General features: G+C 70.1%; 14 protein-coding genes. 3 read left to right on the top strand and 11 right to left on the bottom strand.

What is annotated here, in order from left to right; genetic code table 11:
- Positions 1 to 61: 61 nt before the first annotated feature.
- The gene (gene rpoH, locus D3218_RS16210; RefSeq protein ID WP_119541119.1) at positions 62 to 973 is read left to right on the top strand and encodes an RNA polymerase sigma factor RpoH; all 912 of its coding nucleotides are present in this window, start codon (positions 62 to 64) and stop codon (positions 971 to 973) included.
- 132 nt (positions 974 to 1,105) lie between these two features.
- On the opposite strand, the gene D3218_RS16215 is transcribed toward rpoH, so the two are convergent.
- From D3218_RS16215 to D3218_RS16225, 3 genes are all read right to left on the bottom strand, one after another.
- Positions 1,106 to 1,873, bottom strand: coding sequence for a YfdX family protein (locus D3218_RS16215; RefSeq protein ID WP_136625122.1), 768 nt, complete (start codon positions 1,871 to 1,873; stop codon positions 1,106 to 1,108).
- 133 nt (positions 1,874 to 2,006) lie between these two features.
- On the bottom strand, positions 2,007 to 3,920 hold the full coding sequence (locus D3218_RS16220) for a hypothetical protein (protein WP_136625123.1): 1,914 nt from the start codon (positions 3,918 to 3,920) through the stop codon (positions 2,007 to 2,009).
- Between the two features lie 245 nt (positions 3,921 to 4,165).
- Positions 4,166 to 5,458: an adenylosuccinate synthase gene (locus tag D3218_RS16225; protein WP_119541122.1), complete on the bottom strand. Its 1,293-nt coding sequence runs from the start codon at positions 5,456 to 5,458 to the stop codon at positions 4,166 to 4,168.
- A 207-nt stretch (positions 5,459 to 5,665) separates the two neighbouring features.
- Here D3218_RS16225 and D3218_RS16230 point away from each other — a divergent pair, with 207 nt between their 5' ends.
- The gene (locus D3218_RS16230; RefSeq protein WP_119541123.1) at positions 5,666 to 6,571 is read left to right on the top strand and encodes a DMT family transporter; all 906 of its coding nucleotides are present in this window, start codon (positions 5,666 to 5,668) and stop codon (positions 6,569 to 6,571) included.
- Positions 6,572 to 6,634: 63 nt separating this feature from the next.
- Here the strand turns inward: D3218_RS16230 and serA are convergent, their stop codons facing one another.
- The 3 genes from serA to D3218_RS16245 form a co-directional block, all read right to left on the bottom strand.
- Positions 6,635 to 8,227, bottom strand: a complete 1,593-nt coding sequence (serA, locus tag D3218_RS16235) for a phosphoglycerate dehydrogenase (RefSeq protein ID WP_119541124.1) — start codon at positions 8,225 to 8,227, stop codon at positions 6,635 to 6,637.
- A gap of 94 nt (positions 8,228 to 8,321) precedes the next feature.
- Positions 8,322 to 8,774: an L-alanine exporter AlaE gene (gene alaE, locus D3218_RS16240; protein ID WP_119541125.1), complete on the bottom strand. Its 453-nt coding sequence runs from the start codon at positions 8,772 to 8,774 to the stop codon at positions 8,322 to 8,324.
- Between the two features lie 19 nt (positions 8,775 to 8,793).
- On the bottom strand, positions 8,794 to 9,969 hold the full coding sequence (locus D3218_RS16245; RefSeq protein WP_119541126.1) for a phosphoserine transaminase: 1,176 nt from the start codon (positions 9,967 to 9,969) through the stop codon (positions 8,794 to 8,796).
- Between the two features lie 189 nt (positions 9,970 to 10,158).
- On the opposite strand from D3218_RS16245, the gene D3218_RS16250 reads away from it, so the two are divergent.
- The gene (locus D3218_RS16250; RefSeq protein ID WP_119541127.1) at positions 10,159 to 10,674 is read left to right on the top strand and encodes a hypothetical protein; all 516 of its coding nucleotides are present in this window, start codon (positions 10,159 to 10,161) and stop codon (positions 10,672 to 10,674) included.
- A gap of 12 nt (positions 10,675 to 10,686) precedes the next feature.
- Here D3218_RS16250 and D3218_RS16255 read toward each other — a convergent pair whose 3' ends face one another.
- The 5 genes from D3218_RS16255 to tilS form a co-directional block, all read right to left on the bottom strand.
- Entirely contained in the window at positions 10,687 to 11,475 is a 789-nt protein-coding gene (locus D3218_RS16255) for an outer membrane protein (RefSeq protein WP_168990565.1), read from the bottom strand.
- Positions 11,476 to 11,690: 215 nt separating this feature from the next.
- Positions 11,691 to 12,521, bottom strand: a complete 831-nt coding sequence (locus tag D3218_RS16260; RefSeq protein ID WP_119541129.1) for an outer membrane protein — start codon at positions 12,519 to 12,521, stop codon at positions 11,691 to 11,693.
- Positions 12,522 to 12,753: 232 nt separating this feature from the next.
- Entirely contained in the window at positions 12,754 to 14,103 is a 1,350-nt protein-coding gene (glmM, locus tag D3218_RS16265) for a phosphoglucosamine mutase (RefSeq protein ID WP_119541130.1), read from the bottom strand.
- Positions 14,104 to 14,283: 180 nt separating this feature from the next.
- The gene (gene ftsH, locus D3218_RS16270; RefSeq protein ID WP_119541131.1) at positions 14,284 to 16,221 is read right to left on the bottom strand and encodes an ATP-dependent zinc metalloprotease FtsH; all 1,938 of its coding nucleotides are present in this window, start codon (positions 16,219 to 16,221) and stop codon (positions 14,284 to 14,286) included.
- 37 nt (positions 16,222 to 16,258) lie between these two features.
- Positions 16,259 to 17,617, bottom strand: a complete 1,359-nt coding sequence (tilS, locus tag D3218_RS16275; RefSeq protein ID WP_119541132.1) for a tRNA lysidine(34) synthetase TilS — start codon at positions 17,615 to 17,617, stop codon at positions 16,259 to 16,261.
- Positions 17,618 to 17,627 lie beyond the last annotated feature (10 nt).

Below are 17,627 nucleotides of genomic sequence, written 5' to 3' on the forward strand. Positions count from 1 at the left end.
GGGGCGGCACGCGGCCGATCGGCTCGGGATACGAGCGATCCAGGCAGAAGGAGGGTTCCATATGGCGAGAGCCAATCTTCCCAGCATCGCCTCCGGCGAAGGCGGCCTCAGCCGCTATCTCGACGAAATCCGGCGGTTTCCGATGCTGGAGCCGAACGAAGAATACATGCTGGCTAAGCGCTATGCCGAGCACGACGACCGTGACGCGGCGCATAAGCTGGTGACGAGCCATCTGCGCCTCGTGGCGAAGATCGCGATGGGCTATCGCGGCTACGGCCTGCCGATCGGCGAGGTCGTGTCGGAGGGCAATGTCGGGCTGATGCAGGCGGTGAAGCGGTTCGACGCCGATCGCGGCTTCCGCCTCGCCACCTATGCGATGTGGTGGATCAAGGCTTCGATCCAGGAATACATCCTGCGGTCCTGGAGCCTCGTGAAGATGGGCACCACGGCCAACCAGAAGCGCCTGTTTTTCAACCTGCGCAAGATGAAGAGCCGGATCCAGGCTCTGGACGAGGGCGACCTGCGCCCCGACCAGGTCGACCAGATCGCCACCCAGCTGGGCGTGTCCGCGGAGGAAGTCGTCTCCATGAACCGGCGCCTGTCGGGCGACGCCTCGCTCAACGCGCCGATCCGGGCTACGGAAGGCGAGTCCGGCGAGTGGCAGGACTGGCTGGTCGACCAGTCGGAGAGCCAGGAGGACGTTCTGGTCGAGCAGGACGAACTGGAGCAGCGCCGCGGCATGCTGCATCAGGCGATGGACGTGCTGAACGACCGCGAGCGGCGCATCTTCGAGGCGCGCCGCCTGTCCGAGGATCCGCTGACGCTCGAAGCCCTGTCGGGCGAGTTCGACATCAGCCGCGAGCGTGTGCGCCAGATCGAGGTGCGCGCCTTCGAGAAGGTGCAGAAGGCGGTGCAGGATACGGCGGAAGCCGCCCGCCGTTCGCTGCGCGTGGTCGAGGACGCGCACGCCTGACGGCGGCGGCCCCGGTCGAAACACGAAAGCCTCCGATGCCGCACGGCGTCGGGGGCTTTTTCCTGTCCGACGCGGGTGCCGGATCGATGGAGGCACCGCTTCCGCGGCGCCTCTCCGTTGCGCGGGCCGCGCTCAGTCGGCCTTGGTCTCAGGCGTCGCCGCCTTTGCCGCCGGCGCCGGCGCGGAGGCCGCCACCTTGTCCTTGGTCTTCGCCGCGACCGGCTGGCCGTAGATGTCAACCACGTCCAGGCGCACCTGATCGGTGACGTCCTTCAGGACGGCGTTCGCCTCGTAGTACTTGCCCTGCCCGATCAGGTCGGCGGCCTTGCCGACGTCGCCGGTCGTCCGGTCGAGCGGCACGACGGCGGTCACGAACTGGACGTCGTCGCCCACGAGCTTCAGCTTCTCCAGGGCCGCATGCCGATCCGACTGCAGGCTCTTGCTGGCCTCGGTCACGGCGGCCACCTTCTCGGGCGTCGCCTTGAAGTCCGCACCGAACGAGAGCTGGGTATCCACCGGCACCCAGGCGACCGGGCCTTCGCCTCCCGTCTTCGCGTCGGTCTTCGCCGTCGCCGGCGCGTTCATCGCCTCCATCTGCGAGGCCACCTTGGTGAACACGGCATCGTCCTTCGCTGCCTTGCGCATGGCGTCCTGCGCCTGCCCGATCAGCGTCTTGGCGTCGTCCGGCCGGGCGTCGAAGATGGCGAGGCGGGTCGCCTGGATGTCGCGCATGGCCTGCGCGCCGTCCGCCGAGAGCCGGCCGACATCCTTGTCGACCGCCTTCTCGGCCCTGGTTTCCTGGGTGGACGCGGGCTTGGCACCCTGGTCGGCCGCGTAGGCCGCACCGCTGACGACGGTCCCGGCGAGAAGCAACGCGGCAACGCTTTTGCGTATCGACATGACACGACTCCTGATTTCGTCTCGAGGATCGACACCGCTTTCCGATGCCGATGCCGTTGAAACGCCATCAGTACTTGCGTGTTGCGTTACGAATGCTTCATGAACGAGAGTTCACCCGCCGCCGCGAAGGGCGTCAGGTGCGCCCGTTCCAGGCCTCAATCGCCTCACGGAACACGCGCTCGCCGGGGATGCCCTTCTCGATCGACATCAGCGCGCGCTGGCCGGACGTGTAGGCGATCGGGATGTCGATCCACTCCTCGCGGCCGAGTAGCGCCAGGTTGCTCTGCACCGCCTGCGGCAGGTCGTTCAGCGCGATGATGAAGAACCCGTCCGAGATCTTGCCGGCGACGCCGATCAGCGGCTCCCCGCGCGCCTGCTCGGTCGGCTTCAGCGCCAAGCGCTGAACGTTCTCGATCTGGCCGCCAGGGAAGCCGGACGGCGTGTCGAACATGAGTTCGATCACGTGGCTCGCCGGCAGCGTCGTGTCGGCGTTGCGTCGGATCGTCATGGTCATGCGCAGGTTGGTGTCGGGCATGTCCACCACGGCGCGGATGGCGGGCTCGGCCGGCTGCCCCTCGGCCGGCGGCTCGCTCACGAGGCTCCAGACGACGTTGCCGTTCTGCTGCGTTCCCTCGCGGTCGGCCGACCGCTCCTCGTAGAACACGGCGCGCTGTCCGACCGGCACCGTGCCCGACGCCGCGGCAGGCGCTCCGGCGGGGGCCGTCGGCGCGGTGGTGGCGGCAGGCTCCGTCGGCTGTGCGGCGGCCGGCGGCGATTCGACCGGCGCGGTGATCGTTGCGGCGGCGACGTCGGTGCCTTCCTCGAAGGCGTTGGGGGCACTGGCACCCGGCCCCTCGTCCACTTCGCTCCCGTCGGCGAGCAGCCGCTGGGTGAAGCGGCGCCCGCCCGGCGCCGGCGGCGTGGTGACCGGGTTCGCGGGCGCGACGTCGGTCGCCGTGCCGCTCGGCGGCGCCGCCGTTTCGGGCGTCGTACCGGTGGACGGCGCAGCGGTCTCGCCGCCGTCGGTCGTCTGGCCCGACGTGGTGCCGGCGGGCAGCGAGGCGGTCTCGGTCGAGCCGAGCACCACGGAGCGGATGTCGTCGAGGTAGATCCAGCCGAGGGCGCCGAGGCCGATCAGGCCCGCCGCCGCGACGCCGGCGAGAAGCGGCGACCGCTTGCGGCGCTGGGGACGCCGCACCGGATAGCGCGGCGCCGCAAGGTCGGCCTCGGGAATGCCCGAGAGCATCGCGCCGGGCGACGGCGCTCCGGAGCGCGCATCGGCGCTCGCCGGCACGGGCGTGGCGGGGCGCAGCGCGCCGCGTGGGGGCCGCGGCTCGCCGGTCGGCGCCGCCGCATCGGCGGGCGCCCGACGCTCGCGCGTGGTGAACGGAGGCGGTGCGGAAGGCGCGGGTCCGAGATCGCGCGGCGCCTCCTCGGCGACGGGGCCGACCACGCCCACCTGCGGCGTCTCGCCTTCGGTGGGTCCGACATCGACGCGCGACGGCGCGGGCGCGCGCTCCACCGGCGGCTCGGCGCGTTCGGCGCGCGGCGGGGCGGCCGGCATGGACGGCGCGGCGGGCGCGCGAAAGGCGGGCGCGGCCGGCGGCTGCACCGTGGGGGACGGCGAAGCGGGCGACGGAGCGGGCTCGGGCGCGCGCATCGTCGGCGTCGCACGTGCGAAGGCGGGGATCGGCGGGCGCGGCGCCGGGCGCTCGGGCGCCGGGGCGGGTTCGGGAGGGGGCGGCGATGCCGGGGCCTCGGACGGCGGAACCGGGTCGGCGGTCGGCGCGGCGGCTTCGGCGGCGCTCGGCGCGGGCGCCGGCGGCGCGCTCTCCTGTCCCTGGTAGTGCGCCTCGGACTCGGCGATCGCATCCTCGAGCACGCGGTATCGCTGCTCGGCCACTTCCGGGGCGAGCGGCGGATCGGCGGCCTGGATCTGGCGGGTGATGGCCGCCCGCGCCTTCTCGTAGACCTTGGCCCGCAGTTGCGGCGTGGCATTCGGCAAGCCGTCGATGGTCTTGCGGAGAACGGCGGTCAGATTCGCCATGAAGCGCTGCACTCACTCGAGGTCGGTACCGGGAACGGATCGAGCCTCGCGGCAATCCAGCCCCCGTCCGGCCCGGCCCGGAGCCGATCCCGCCTGCCAGGGAATCGATACGGGTCGCAACCGGAGGAAGGAAGACGGAACGTCTCCCCTCCGGTTGTGGCCGATCCCCGCGACCGTCGGGCGCGGGGGCCGCGCGGCGCAGCCGAAAGTTCGTACGAACCTGAAAACCTTATATCAAGCTTTCATTAATCCTGAAACGGATCCCGGACAAGGATCGTGTCGTCACGCTCGGGCGAGGTGGACAGAAGCGTCACCGGCGCACCGACCAGTTCCTCGATCTGGCGAACGTACTTCACGGCCTGGGCCGGCAGGTCCCCCCAGGAGCGGGCGCCCGCTGTGGTGCCCTTCCAGCCCTCGAAGCTCTCATAGACCGGCTTCACGCGCTTTTGCGCCGCGAGGCTCGCGGGGAAGTAGTCGATGCGCTGCCCGTCCAGCTCGTACGCCGTGCAGATGCGGATCTCGTCCATCCCGTCCAGCACGTCGAGCTTGGTGAGCGCCAGGCCATGGATGCCGTTGATCGCCACCGCCTGGCGCACCAGCACCGCGTCGAACCAGCCGCAGCGGCGCTTGCGCCCCGTGACCGTGCCGAACTCGTGCCCCTTGGTGCCGAGGAACTCGCCCACCTCGTTGTCCTGCTCGGTCGGGAACGGGCCCTCGCCGACGCGCGTCGTGTAGGCCTTGGTGATGCCAAGGACGAAACCGAGGCTGGAGGGGCCGAGACCCGACCCCGCCGCCGCCTGCCCCGCCACCGTGTTGGACGAGGTGACGAAGGGATAGGTGCCGTGGTCGATATCGAGCAGCGTGCCCTGCGCGCCCTCGAACAGGATGCGCTCGCCCGCCTTGCGGCGCTCGTCGAGCAGGCGCCATACGCGGTCGATATAGGGGGTGATCTCGGCAGCCACCGAGGTCAGCTCCTCCAGGATCGCGGCGGCGTCCACCTCGGGCTGGCCGAGGCCGCGGCGCAGCGGGTTGTGGTGGGCGAGCAGGCGCTCGATACGCTCGGGCAGCGCCTCGGGCTCGGCGAGATCCATGACGCGGATCGCGCGACGACCGACCTTGTCCTCGTAGGCCGGGCCGATGCCGCGCCCGGTGGTGCCGATCTTGGTGCCCGCGGCGGCGGCCTCGCGCGCCGCGTCGAGCTCGCGGTGCAGCGACAGGATCAGCGCCGCGTTGTCGGCGATGCGCAGGGTCGAGGGCGTGATCGAGACGCCCTGCCCCTCGATGCGCTTCTTCTCGGCGACGAAGGCGTGCGGATCGAACACCACGCCGTTGCCGATCACCGAGAGCTTGCCCTGCCGCACTACGCCGGACGGCAGCAGCGACAGCTTGTAGGAAACGCCCGAGACGACCAGCGTATGCCCGGCATTATGGCCGCCCTGGAATCGCACGACCACGTCGGCCCGCTCGGAAAGCCAGTCGACGATCTTGCCCTTCCCTTCGTCTCCCCACTGGGAACCGACGACGACGACGTTTGCCATGCAGTCTCCTGGAGGGCTCGTGGCCCTGCGATTCTGAATTCGGGACGCGCGAAGGACCCGTCGGGGGTCCGTCGGCGCAAACGCGGCGGACTATAGTCAAGCCTCGCCCGCCGCGCGAGGTCGCGAGCGGGCTTTTTCCCAACCAGCCACGAGAATCCGGGCGGGCGGACGATTGCCTGCCGGGGCGCGATCCGCGAAAGCTGGTCCATGGTCCAGCGACTCGCCCATCCCTACGTGCTGCTTCTTCTCACCGCGCTCATCTGGGGCGCCAACGCCGTGGCGGGAAAGCTGGCGATCGGGCACATCTCGCCCATGACGCTGACGCTGCTTCGCTGGGTGGGCGCGGTGGTCGTCCTATTCCCCTTCGCGCGGCCGCACCTGGCGCGCGAGGCACGCACCCTTCGCCGCTACGCGCCTTACTTCGTCGGCCTCGGCCTACTCGGCTTCACCTGCTTCAACGCCCTGTTCTACGTCGCGCTGATGCACACGAGCGCGATCAACGCGATGATCATCCAGGCGTCGATGCCGCTCGTGGTGTTCGTCGGCATGTTCCTGGCGTTCCACGTCCGGGTGACGGGTCTGCAGGTGGTCGGCTTCGGCCTGACGCTGGCGGGCGTGCTCCTCGTGGCCTCGCACGGCGCGCCGGAGACCATCCTGTCGCTCGACCTCAACCGCGGCGACGCGCTGATCGCGCTGGCGGTGCTGATCTTCGGGATCTACACGATCCTCCTGTCGCGCAAGCCGCGCGTCCACTGGCTGAGCTCGATCTTCCTGCTGAGCCTCGGTGGGGTGATCGGCGCCGTGCCGCTGATGGCCTGGGAGCTGTGGTCCGGCGGCTTCGCGGCGCCCGACGCCCAGGGTCTGGCCGTGCTCGCCTTCACGATCGTCTTTCCCTCGATCCTGTCCCAGGCCTTCTACCTGCGCGGCGTCGAGGCGATCGGCGCCAACCGGGCCAACATCTTCGTCAACACCGTTCCGGTGTTCGGGGCGATCCTCGCGATCCTCGTCCTCCGCGAGCCGTTCCACCTCCATCACCTCGCGGCGCTGGCCCTGGTGCTCGGCGGCGTCGCGCTGGCCGAGCGCGGGCGGAGCCCCGTCGCGAAACCGGCCTGAGCGGCGACGAAAAGGGGCGGGACGGTCGCCCGCCCCGCCCCCGAAACGCCGTCCGCCGGACGCTCAGACGTCGAAGGTCAGCATCTTCGCCTGGCCGATCGCGTTCATGCCGCGCAGCTCGTCCAGGAACTCCTCCGTCAGCGGCTCGTCGAGGTAGATCACCGCGATGGCGCTGCCGCCCTTGTCGTCACGCCCGAGATGGAAGTTGGCGATGTTGATACCCGCCTTGCCGAAGGCCGTGCCGATCTGTCCGATCACGCCCGGCACGTCCTTGTTGGCCGTGTAGAGCATGTAGCGGCCGACGTCGGCCTCCATGTTGATGCCCTTGATCTGGATGAATCGGGGCTTGCCGTCCGAGAAGGTCGTGCCGGCCACCGAGCGCGTCTGCTTCTTGGTGGTGATGGTCACCTTGATGTAGCCGTCGAACACGCCCGACTTGTCGCGCCGCACCTCGGACACGGCGATGCCGCGCTCCTTGGCCATCAGCGGCGCGGAGACCATGTTCACCGTCTGCACCTGCGCCTTGAGGAGGCCGGCGATCGCGGCGGCCGACAGGGCGCGCGTGTTCATCGTGCCCGGCGCGCCGTCGTAGAGGATCTCCACCGCGTCGATCGGCTCCTCGGTGAGCTGGCCCGCGAACGAGCCGAGGATCTCCGCGAGCTTGACGTAGGGCGTCAGGATCGGCGCCTCCTCGGCGGTGATCGAGGGCATGTTGAGGGCGTTCGACACCGCGCCGTTGACGAGGTAGTCGGCCATCTGCTCCGCCACCTGGAGGGCGACGTTCTCCTGCGCCTCGGTGGTGGATGCACCGAGATGGGGCGTGCACACGACGTTGTCGAGGCCGAAGAGCGGCGACTCGGTCGCCGGCTCCACCTCGAACACGTCGATGCCCGCGCCCGCCACCTGGCCGGACTTGATCGCCTCGGCGAGGTCCTTCTCCACGATCAGGCCGCCGCGCGCGCAGTTGATGATGCGCACGCCCCGCTTCATCGTGGCGATGGCCTTCGCATCGATGATGTTGCGCGTCTTGTCGGTCAGCGGCGTGTGCAGGGTGATGAAGTCGGCGCGCCGGAACAGGTCCTCGAGCTCGACCTTCTCGATGCCGAGCTGCGCGGCGCGCTCCTCGGACAGGAACGGGTCGAAGCCGATCACCTTCATGCGAAGGCCGACGCCGCGCGAGGCGACGATGGAGCCGATGTTGCCGCAGCCGATGACGCCCAGCACCTTGCCGGTGATCTCGACGCCCATGAAGCGGTTCTTCTCCCACTTGCCGGCCTGCGTGGAGGCGTCGGCGGCAGGCATCTGCCGGGCCACGGCGAACATCATCGCGACCGCGTGCTCGGCCGTGGTGATCGAGTTGCCGAAGGGCGTGTTCATCACGATGATACCCTTCCGGCTGGCGGCCGGAATGTCGACATTGTCGACGCCGATGCCGGCGCGCCCGATCACCCGGAGATTGGGCGCCGCGTCGATGACCTTTTCCGTCACCTTGGTGGCGGAGCGGATGGCGAGGCCGTCGTACTGGCCGATCACCTCCAGCAGCTTCTCCTTGTCCTTGCCGAGATCCGGCAGGTAGTCGACCTCCACGCCCTTGTCCTTGAAGATCTGGACGGCGGTGGGGGAAAGCTTGTCGGAAACCAGAACGCGGGGTGCCATGGGGACCTCCTGATGGGGTGGGAGCGTGCGCTCCCGATCGTGAACGAGGATGAAGACGGTGCCCCGCCGCTGGCGGCAGGGCCGGGCCCGGCGGTCAGCCGCCGAGCGACATGGGCTTCTGGCCGGGGCCCGCGAGCCCGAAGCGGGCGCGGACCCATTCGAGCCACAGGCCGTAGGGGCGGCCGAGAACCAGCATGAGGACGGCGAAGCCGGCGGCACCGCGCAGCGCGGCGGGGACGTCGGCACCGCCCGCGAAGAGGATCACGACGTAGATCGGCACCTGGAACAGAAGCAGCGCCGCGCCGTCCGCCAGGAGCGTCCCCACCCGCGTGCGCGGATCGAGGCGCCGCATGACCCAGTTGCGCCAGAGGCCGTAGGGTCGCGCCGTCAGCACCATCAGCACGGCGCCGAGCGAGCGCGACACGGCCACCTCGCCCCATTCCATCCCCGCCACGAAGCGCTCGTTGAGACCGCTCGTGACGGTGAAGAACAGGATCAGCGCCACCGTGTCGGCGACGAAGCTGCGCGCTGTCTCGGAAAGCCGCATCGCGATGCCGCCCGAGCCGTCAGGCGGCCTGGGCGAGCGTCGCCTTCTGCGCTTCGTAGGCGAAGGCGATCCACGGCATCAGCGCCTCGAGATCCGACGCCTCCACGGTCGCGCCGGCCCAGATGCGCAGGCCCGGAGGGGCGTCGCGATAGGCGCCGATATCGAGGGCGACGCCCTCCTTCTCGAGCCGCGAGGCGACACCCTTGGCGAAGGCGTCCTGCTCGTCCTTGGGAAGGGCCACCACGGCCGGGTCGGTGAACTGGAGGCACACGGAGGTGTTGGAGCGGATCTCGGGCGACTTGGCCAGGAAGCCGATCCAGTCGTTCGCCGCGACGAAGCGGTCGATCACCGCGAGGTTCTTGTCGGCGCGGGCCTTGAGCGCGTCCAGCCCGCCGAGCGACTTCGCCCACTGCAGGGCGTCGAGATAGTCCTCGACGCAGAGCATGGAGGGCGTGTTGATGGTCTCGCCCTTGAAGATGCCCTCGATCAGCTTGCCGCCGGAGGTGAGGCGGAAGATCTTCGGCAGAGGCCAGGCCGGCTTGTAGGTCAGCAGGCGCTCGACGGCGCGGGGAGAGAGGATCAGCACGCCGTGCGCGCCCTCCCCGCCCAGAACCTTCTGCCAGGAGAAGGTGACGACGTCGAGCTTGTCGTAGGGCAGCGTCTGGGCGAAGGCGGCCGAGGTCGCGTCGCAGATCGTCAGGCCCTTGCGGTCGGCCGGGATGGCGTCGCCGTTGGGCACGCGCACGCCGGAGGTCGTGCCGTTCCAGGTGAACACCACGTCGCGGTCGAAATCGACCTCGGCGAAGTCCACGATCTCGCCGTAGGGCGCCTCCAGGACGCGGGCGTCGGCGAGCTTGAGCTGCTTCAAAGCGTCGGTCACCCAGCCGGCGCCGAAGCTTTCCCATGCCAGCATGTCGACGGGGCGCTCGCCGAGGAGCGACCACATGGCCATCTCGACGGCGCCGGTGTCGGAGCCGGGAACGATGCCGATGCGGTAGTCGGCCGGAACGCCGAGCACGGCGCGCGTGTCCTCGATCGCCTGGGCCAGCTTGGCCTTGCCGAGCTTGGCGCGGTGCGAGCGGCCGAGCGGCGCGTCGCTCAGCGCATCCAGCGTCCAGCCGGGACGCTTGGCGCAAGGACCAGAGGAGAAACGGGGATTGGCCGGACGAGCGGCCGGCGGTGCGATGTTCGCCATCAGAAGCTATCCTTACAGATAGAAGCGCCTCGTTGGGGAGGCGTGTCCCGGGAGTGCGGATATGCCTCTCCCGCACGACGGTCAAGTGACAATGCGACGACGCTCACGCCGCGATCACGGGGTTGCTATGAAACGCCCGGGTCGATCCTCGATTGCTCCGTCGGCAACGAGACGAAAGGAAGCATCACCATGGCGACGGGACGAAGCGAGGAGCGGCGCGTTCTGGATAAGGACGAGCTGGAGCTGGTGGCGCAGACGCGACACCCGGCACTGGCCGAGCTCGGCACGAGTGAGATCAACGACATAACCCGGCGCTTGCGCGAGCGGCGCGACCGGGCGCGGGAGATCGCCAACCGCCGTCGCGGGGCCGCGCGTCGGGGCCAGGGCGCGACCGAGCCGGAGAACTCGGGCATGCGGCAGAAGGCGGGCGTCCTGTCGGAGGCGCTGGCCCGGCTCAACAAGGAGCGCACCCGTCGCGAGCGCGAGGACGCGTCCCCGTCGCTCCAGGCGAACGCCCGGCGCGCGCTGCGGCTCAAGCGGGCGAACGCCGGCCGGGCGAATCGACCGGACGCCGGGCGCACCGCGCACGAGGGCATGAACCCCGTGGCGGCCGAACCGACGGGGCGGATCGGCAGCCCGATGGAAGCGGGGCGCGTGTCGCAGTTCGTGCGCGACGCCCAGGCCGCGCGCGACGGCCGCGGCTGAGCGGCGCGGTGCCTACCAGAACTTGAAGCGGAGGCCGGCCCGGATCGTATGGCGCTCGAAGCCGTCGTCCTCGCCGACCAGGACCGTGCCGGCGGCCGGTTCGTAACGGTAGGCGTCGCCCGCCTCCGCGTTCAGGTAGCGGTAGCCGGTGTCGATCGTCAGCGTCTCGGTCACGTCGTAGGAGACGCCGGCCGAGACCGCGTAGGCGAAGCGCCAGGAGTCCTCGCCGGCATAGGTCGCCGAGAGGCCCGCCGCCGCGCACGAGGCGCCGTCGGCGCAGGTCGCAGCGCCCTGCACGTCGCCGTAGCTCACGTGCACCGCGCCGAGGCCAGCGCCGACATAGGGCGTGAACCCGGCCAAGGTGCCGAGGTCGAGATAGGCGTTCCCCATCACCTCCACCGCGCGGATGTCGGCTCGGTCGCGCGAGCCGCATGTCCGGTCGAAGCCGCAGAACCAGCCGGCGCCGTTCACGGCCTCCACGTCGCGCTTCCAGGCGTCCACCGTCGCGTCGAAGCGCAGCCAGTCGCTCGCCTTGTAGCCGAGGCCGGCGCCGGCTCCCAACCCTTCGTCCAGCCGCCAGTCGCGATAGCGGTCGGCGATCGCGCCGCCGCCGGCGAAGAGACGCTGGGTTCCGCCGAAGGACGCGTCGAAGCCGTAGGCGACGTCGGCGCGCAGATACCATCCCGTATCGGGCTCGACGGTCGTGATCTCCGGCGCGGCCAGGATGTCGATGTCGGCGGCGAGCGCCGGGCCGGCGGCCGCCAGGAGGCTTCCGGCGAGGAGAAGGCGAGCGACGGACATGGCAACGGTTCCTGCAAGGCAAATCGGACCGCCCCGGCCGCGAGAACGGCGCATGGGGCCTCGTGCCGCCACCATCGCCGCGAAAGCGTTAATCCGCGGTTAACCATGCCGCTTAACCTTTGCCGAACCTTTCGGCCGGCTCGCTCGCCTGCGCCGAACGCGAAAGGGCCGCCCTGGTGGGGCGGCCCTTCGGATCTGCGAAGCGGTGCGTCGGCTCAGAAGAAGCTGTAGCGAAGGCCGGCGCGGACCGTGTGGATGTCGAAGCCGTCGTCGCGGGTCTGGGCACCCGTCGCGCCATACGCCTTGTCGGCGCTGTCGAACTCCCAAGCGTCGCCGCTCCAGACCTTCGTGAAGCGGTAGCCGATGTCGAGCGCGAGCTGGCTCGTGAGGTCGACGCTGGCGCCGGCCATCAGCGCGGATGCGAAGCGCCAGTCGTCCAGGCCCTCGTGCGTGCCCGAATAGGGCGTGTAGCTCGGGCTGCACGGCGGGCAGACTTCCTGGGATTTCACGTCGCCGTACTTCACGTAGGCCGTGCCGACGCCGGCGCCGAGATAGGGGGTCACGACGCCGAAGCTCGGCAGGTCGACATAGGCGTTCGCCATGATCGTCCAGACGTCGGCCTTCGACGTGTCGTTGTAGTTGCACTCCTCGAACGGGCCGAGGCCGTGGGCCGGGTCCGTGATGATCATGAGCGGGCACTTGGTCTTGCCGTTCACGTCGCTGCGGAAGTAGTCCACGGTCGCGTCCACGCGGAACGTGTCGGTGAACCGGTAGCCCGCGCCCACGCCGAAGGTCGCCGCGTCGCTCAGGCGCAGGTCGTCGTAGCGGTAGTGGTCGTCGATGCCCTCGACACCGGGGAAGATGTTGTAGAAGGCCCATTTGCCTTCGGTCTTGGACTCGAAGTTGTAGCCGACGTCGCCGCGGATGTACCAGCCGCTGTAGGGCGCCTCCTCGACCACCGGGATCGCCGGGATGTAGTCGGCCGCCTGGGCGAGGGTCGGGTAAAGTGCGGCGGAGGCCAGAAGGCCAAGCGCAAGCCGTAGCATATCATCATCTCCAGATTTCACGACAGGTCGCGGCTTGGGTTCCGCAATGATGAGAAATCTAAAGATTAATGATTAAAAGACCGTTTACCTTGCGGGACGACGGCCGCCGACGTGCATCGGGCGTTGTCCCCTCCCTCGCGGACGCGCGCGGAGCGAGTGGGCGCCGCCGGGAAATCGGACGACGCCCTCCCCCGAACGGCCGGATCCAAGGGGCCCGCGCGGACGGGTCCGGTCAGGCCGCCTCGCGCTTCAGCGCTCCGACGATGTCGTCCACCACGGCGTTCACGAGCTGGCTGTCGTCGCCCTCCGCCATCACGCGGATCAGCGGCTCGGTGCCGGACGGGCGGATCACCAGCCGGCCGCCCTCGCCCAGCCGGTCGCGCCCGGCATTGATGGCGTCCTGCACCCGCGCCTTCTCCAGCGGCGCGCCGCCCGAGAAGCGCACGTTCTTCAGCACTTGCGGCACCGGCGTGAACTTGCGGCAGACCTCCGACACGGTGCCGCCGGCCGAGCGCACCACGGCCAAGATCTGGAGCGCCGAGACCAGCCCGTCGCCCGTGGTGCCGAAGTCCGACAGGACGATGTGGCCGGACTGCTCGCCGCCGACGTTGTAGCCGTGCTCGCGCATGTGCTCCACGACGTAGCGGTCGCCGACCTTGGTGCGTGCGAGCTGGATCTGACGCTCGTTCAGGAAACGCTCGAGCCCGAGATTCGACATGATGGTGGCGACCACGCCGCCGGCGGCCAGGCGCCCGTCCTGCGCCCAGGCCTCGCCGATCACGGCCATGATCTGGTCGCCGTCCACCACCTCGCCGCGCTCGTCCACGATCAGGACCCGGTCGGCGTCGCCGTCCAGCGCGATGCCGATGTCGGCGCGCACTTCCTGCACCTTCGCCATCAGCGCGGCGGGGCTGGTGGAGCCGCAGTTGCGGTTGATGTTGGTGCCGTTCGGCTCGACGCCGATCGACACGACCTCCGCGCCGAGTTCCCACAGGACGTCCGGCGCCACCCGGTAGGCCGCTCCGTTGGCGCAGTCGATCGCGACGCGCACCCCGTCCAGCGACAGCTCGCGCGGCAGCGTCCGCTTGGCGAACTCGACATAGCGGTCGCGGCCGCCGTCGTCGTAGCGCTTGGCCCGGCCGAGATGGGCGCCGACGGCGAGGCGCGGCGTCAGGTCCTCGTCGATCATGCGGTTGATCTCGGCTTCCAGCTCGTCGGACAGCTTGTAGCCGTCCGGCCCGAACAGCTTGATGCCGTTGTCCTCGAACGGGTTGTGCGAGGCAGAGATCATCACGCCGATGTCGGCGCGCATCGAGCGCGTCAGCATCGCCACCGCCGGCGTCGGCATCGGGCCGAGCATCAGGACGTCGACGCCCACCGCGGTGAAGCCCGCGCACAGCGCCGGCTCCAGCATGTAGCCGGACAGGCGCGTGTCCTTCCCGATCACCACGCGGTGCCGGTAGTTGCCGCGCTTGAAGGCGAGGCCGGCGGCCATGCCGACCTTCATCGCGATCTCGGGCGTCATCGGATGCCGGTTGGCGAGGCCGCGGATCCCGTCCGTCCCGAAATAGGATTTCGTCATGGCGTGTCGTCTCCGCTGGCCCGTCGCTCGGCTGTAAGGGCACGAGCATGGTGCAGAAAGTAAAAAAGAATGTCAGCGGGACGCACCATCGCGATCCCGTCGCGGCCTGCCGTGCCGCCGCCCCGCACGAAAAAGGCGGACCCGAAGGCCCGCCCCGCATGCTTAGCGCCGGTCCGCGCCTCAGACCGTCGGCTGAGGCTCCAGTCCGCCTTCCTTGTCGTCGCGCGGGCCGGACGGCTTGATCGAGCCGGCCTTGGGCACGGCGGATCCGCGCGAGGGCGGCGTGTCGTCGCCCATGTCGCGGGCCAGCGTCTTGCCGGCGAGCAGGTCGCGGACCTCGTCGCCCGAGAGCGTCTCGAACTCCAGGAGGCCGTTGGCCAGCGTGTGGAGGTCGTCCAGATGCTCGCGCAGGACCTGCCGCGCCTTGTTCTCGGCGACCTCGACGATGCCGCGAACCTCGCTGTCGATCAGCCGCGCCGTCTCTTCCGACATGTTCTGCTGCTGCGACACCGAATGGCCGAGGAACACCTCCTCCTGGTTCTGGCGGTAGCGCAGCCGGCCAAGCTTGTCGCTCATGCCGTATTCCATGACCATGGCCCGCGACATGTTGGTCGCCTGCTGGATGTCGTTGGAGGCGCCCGTGGTGACGTTGTCCAGCCCGTAGATGATCTCCTCGGCCGCGCGGCCGCCGAAGATCATGGCGAGGCGCGCCTCCATCTCGATCTTGCGCATGCCGTAGCGGTCGCGCTCCGGCAGGTTCATGGTGACGCCCAGCGCCCGGCCGCGCGGTATGATGGTCACCTTGTGCAGCGGGTCGTTGTGCGGAACGTAGATGCCGACCAGCGCGTGGCCCGCCTCGTGGTAGGCAGTGAGCTTCTTCTCGTCCTCGGTCATGGCCATCGACCGGCGCTCGGCGCCCATCATCACCTTGTCCTTGGCGTCCTCGAACTCGAGCATCGTCACGAGGCGCTTGGAGCGGCGCGCGGCCATCAGCGCCGCCTCGTTCACGAGGTTGGCGAGATCGGCGCCCGAGAAGCCCGGCGTGCCGCGCGCGATGGTGCGCAGATCGACGTTCGGGGCCAGCGGCACGTTGCGCACATGGACCTTGAGGATCTTCTCGCGGCCGCCGACGTCCGGATTCGGCACCATGACCTGGCGGTCGAAGCGGCCGGGACGCAGCAGCGCGGGGTCGAGGACGTCCGGACGGTTGGTGGCGGCGATCAGGATGATGCCCTCGTTCGCCTCGAAGCCGTCCATCTCGACCAGAAGCTGGTTCAGCGTCTGCTCGCGCTCGTCATTGCCGCCGCCGAGGCCCGCGCCGCGATGACGGCCCACGGCGTCGATCTCGTCGATGAAGATGATGCAGGGCGCGTTCTTCTTGGCCTGCTCGAACATGTCGCGCACGCGGCTGGCGCCGACGCCGACGAACATCTCCACGAAGTCGGAGCCCGAGATGGTGAAGAACGGCACGTTGGCCTCGCCGGCGACGGCGCGCGCGGTGAGCGTCTTACCCGTGCCCGGAGGGCCGACCAGGAGCACGCCGCGCGGGATCTTGCCGCCGAGGCGCTGGAACTTCTGCGGCTCGCGCAGGAATTCGACGATCTCCTCCAGGTCTTGCTTGGCCTCGTCCACGCCCGCCACGTCCGCGAAGGTGACGCGACCGTGCGCCTCGGTCAGCAGCTTCGCCTTGGACTTGCCGAAGCCCATGGCCTTGCCCCCCGCCCCACCCTGCATCTGGCGCATCAGGAAGATCCAGACGCCGAGGATCAGGAGGATCGGGCCGAAGGACAGGAGCATCGACCAGATCGGATTGGTGTTGTCCGACGGCGGGCTCGCGTTGATCTGGACGTTGCGGCCCTCGAGCCGGCTCACGAGCTGGGGGTCACCCGGCGAATAGGTCTGGAACGGGCTGGAGCCGTCCGTGTAGCTGCCGGAAATCCGCTGCCCCTGGATCGTCACGGAGCGCACGCGGCCCGAATCGACGTCCGACAGGAACTGGGAATAGGGAACCTCCCGCGTGTTCGCGTTCTGCGAGCCGTTGGAAAACAGCTGGAAGAGCGCGATCAGGAGAAGCGCGATGATCGCCCACAGGGCGAAATTCCGGAAGTTCTGGTTCATTATCCGTCCTGGGATGACGCCCCGATACGCCAACCCGCTAGGGTGCGCGAACCTTGACACGTCCTCGAAGATAGGTGGCCGCCAAATCCTTGCCAACAGCCTTGGAGGGATTTGCGGCATTTTGGGGTTCGGCGGTTAATCGTTCCGGCGGCTCGCCCGGCAGGTCCGCCCAGATCCGCCACCCGACCCGCTGGCGAACGGCCAGCACGGCGACGCCCGCAAACCGGTCCTGGAGGGCCGGATGCACGCCGACGAGGCTCCCGTCCCGGTCGAGCGCGACCGGGAGCGTGCGCTGCGCGGCGCCCCCGAGGCCGAGCCGTCCCAGCGCCTCGATGCGCTCCGCCCGGCCGGGCGGAATCGAGGCGATCGTGAAGCGGCGGTCGAAGGCGAGCGCGCCCGGCGCGACCGCCACGCCCGGCGGCCCCGCGCGGCCGAACTCGCGTCGCGCGACCAGACCACCCCGCCCCGCCTCGATCCGGCAACCGGCCAGCGTGGCCGCCTTGCCTTCGCCGGCTTCGAAGCGGGCGGCGAGCCGGTCGGCCGCCGCGCGCGGCGGCGGATGGAGCCCGCCCCCGACGGCTGTCAGGATGCGCGACCAGAGCGCCGCGTCACCGGCGCCGGGTCGGAAATCGGCGGCGCCGCACGCGTCCACGCCGATCCGCCTCTCGTCCGCGGCGCGGCCGATCGCCGACGCGTGGTGCGCGTCCTCCGCCTCGCGCAGCGCCGACGCATCCCCGATCGCGCGGCGGATCGCGGCGAGGTCGTGTGCGCCATCGGCAAGCTCGGCGCGAAGCCGGGCCCGCCGGAACCGCGTGTCGGCATTGCTCGGATCGGCCACCGCCTCCACCCCCGCCCGCCGGACCGTTTCCTCCAGCGCGCGCTTGGGAAGCGCCAGGAAGGGCCGCAGCAGGACGAGGCCGGGCTGGAGGTCCCGCCAGGGACGCATGCCGGCCAGCGCGGAACCGCCCGCGCCGCGCGCGCGCGCCAGGAGATGGGTCTCGATCTGGTCGTCGGCATGGTGGGCGACCATCAGCGCGTCCGCGCCGATCCGGGCCGCCTCTTCCGACAGGAGGTCGTAGCGCGCCTCGCGCGCGGCCGCCATCAGGTTGCCGCGCGGCAACCCGGGGCTCCGCCAGACCAGCGTGCGATGGGCGAGGCCGAGGTCGCGGCACAGGGCGGCCACGAACGCCGCCTCCCCCGCTCCTTCCGGCCGCAGCCCGTGGTCCACCGTCGCCACCGAGACGGCGACGCCGCCGCGTCGCTCCGCCATCGCCAGCAGCAGGGCGAGCGAATCCGGCCCGCCCGAGACGCCGAGAAGCCCATGGCGCACGGGCCGCCGCGACATGGCGAAACGGCCGAGAGCGACCGCGACCGCCTCGACCGTTTCGGATGTCATGGGCGCGACC

This window comes from Aureimonas flava (assembly GCF_003583935.1).
In the GTDB taxonomy this organism is placed as follows: domain Bacteria; phylum Pseudomonadota; class Alphaproteobacteria; order Rhizobiales; family Rhizobiaceae; genus Aureimonas; species Aureimonas flava.

What these genes read in the sequence shown, in the direction of transcription:
- ftsH (WP_119541131.1), bottom strand. Translation starts at nt 16,221, where the DNA reads ATGAACCAGAACTTCCGGAATTTCGCCCTGTGGGCGATCATCGCGCTT.
- rpoH (WP_119541119.1), top strand. Translation starts at nt 62, where the DNA reads ATGGCGAGAGCCAATCTTCCCAGCATCGCCTCCGGCGAAGGCGGCCTC.
- D3218_RS16250 (WP_119541127.1), top strand. Translation starts at nt 10,159, where the DNA reads ATGGCGACGGGACGAAGCGAGGAGCGGCGCGTTCTGGATAAGGACGAG.
- alaE (WP_119541125.1), bottom strand. Translation starts at nt 8,774, where the DNA reads ATGCGGCTTTCCGAGACAGCGCGCAGCTTCGTCGCCGACACGGTGGCG.
- D3218_RS16220 (WP_136625123.1), bottom strand. Translation starts at nt 3,920, where the DNA reads ATGGCGAATCTGACCGCCGTTCTCCGCAAGACCATCGACGGCTTGCCG.
- D3218_RS16260 (WP_119541129.1), bottom strand. Translation starts at nt 12,521, where the DNA reads ATGCTACGGCTTGCGCTTGGCCTTCTGGCCTCCGCCGCACTTTACCCG.
- D3218_RS16225 (WP_119541122.1), bottom strand. Translation starts at nt 5,458, where the DNA reads ATGGCAAACGTCGTCGTCGTCGGTTCCCAGTGGGGAGACGAAGGGAAG.
- serA (WP_119541124.1), bottom strand. Translation starts at nt 8,227, where the DNA reads ATGGCACCCCGCGTTCTGGTTTCCGACAAGCTTTCCCCCACCGCCGTC.
- D3218_RS16255 (WP_168990565.1), bottom strand. Translation starts at nt 11,475, where the DNA reads ATGTCCGTCGCTCGCCTTCTCCTCGCCGGAAGCCTCCTGGCGGCCGCC.
- tilS (WP_119541132.1), bottom strand. Translation starts at nt 17,617, where the DNA reads ATGACATCCGAAACGGTCGAGGCGGTCGCGGTCGCTCTCGGCCGTTTC.
- D3218_RS16215 (WP_136625122.1), bottom strand. Translation starts at nt 1,873, where the DNA reads ATGTCGATACGCAAAAGCGTTGCCGCGTTGCTTCTCGCCGGGACCGTC.
- glmM (WP_119541130.1), bottom strand. Translation starts at nt 14,103, where the DNA reads ATGACGAAATCCTATTTCGGGACGGACGGGATCCGCGGCCTCGCCAAC.
- D3218_RS16245 (WP_119541126.1), bottom strand. Translation starts at nt 9,969, where the DNA reads ATGGCGAACATCGCACCGCCGGCCGCTCGTCCGGCCAATCCCCGTTTC.
- D3218_RS16230 (WP_119541123.1), top strand. Translation starts at nt 5,666, where the DNA reads ATGGTCCAGCGACTCGCCCATCCCTACGTGCTGCTTCTTCTCACCGCG.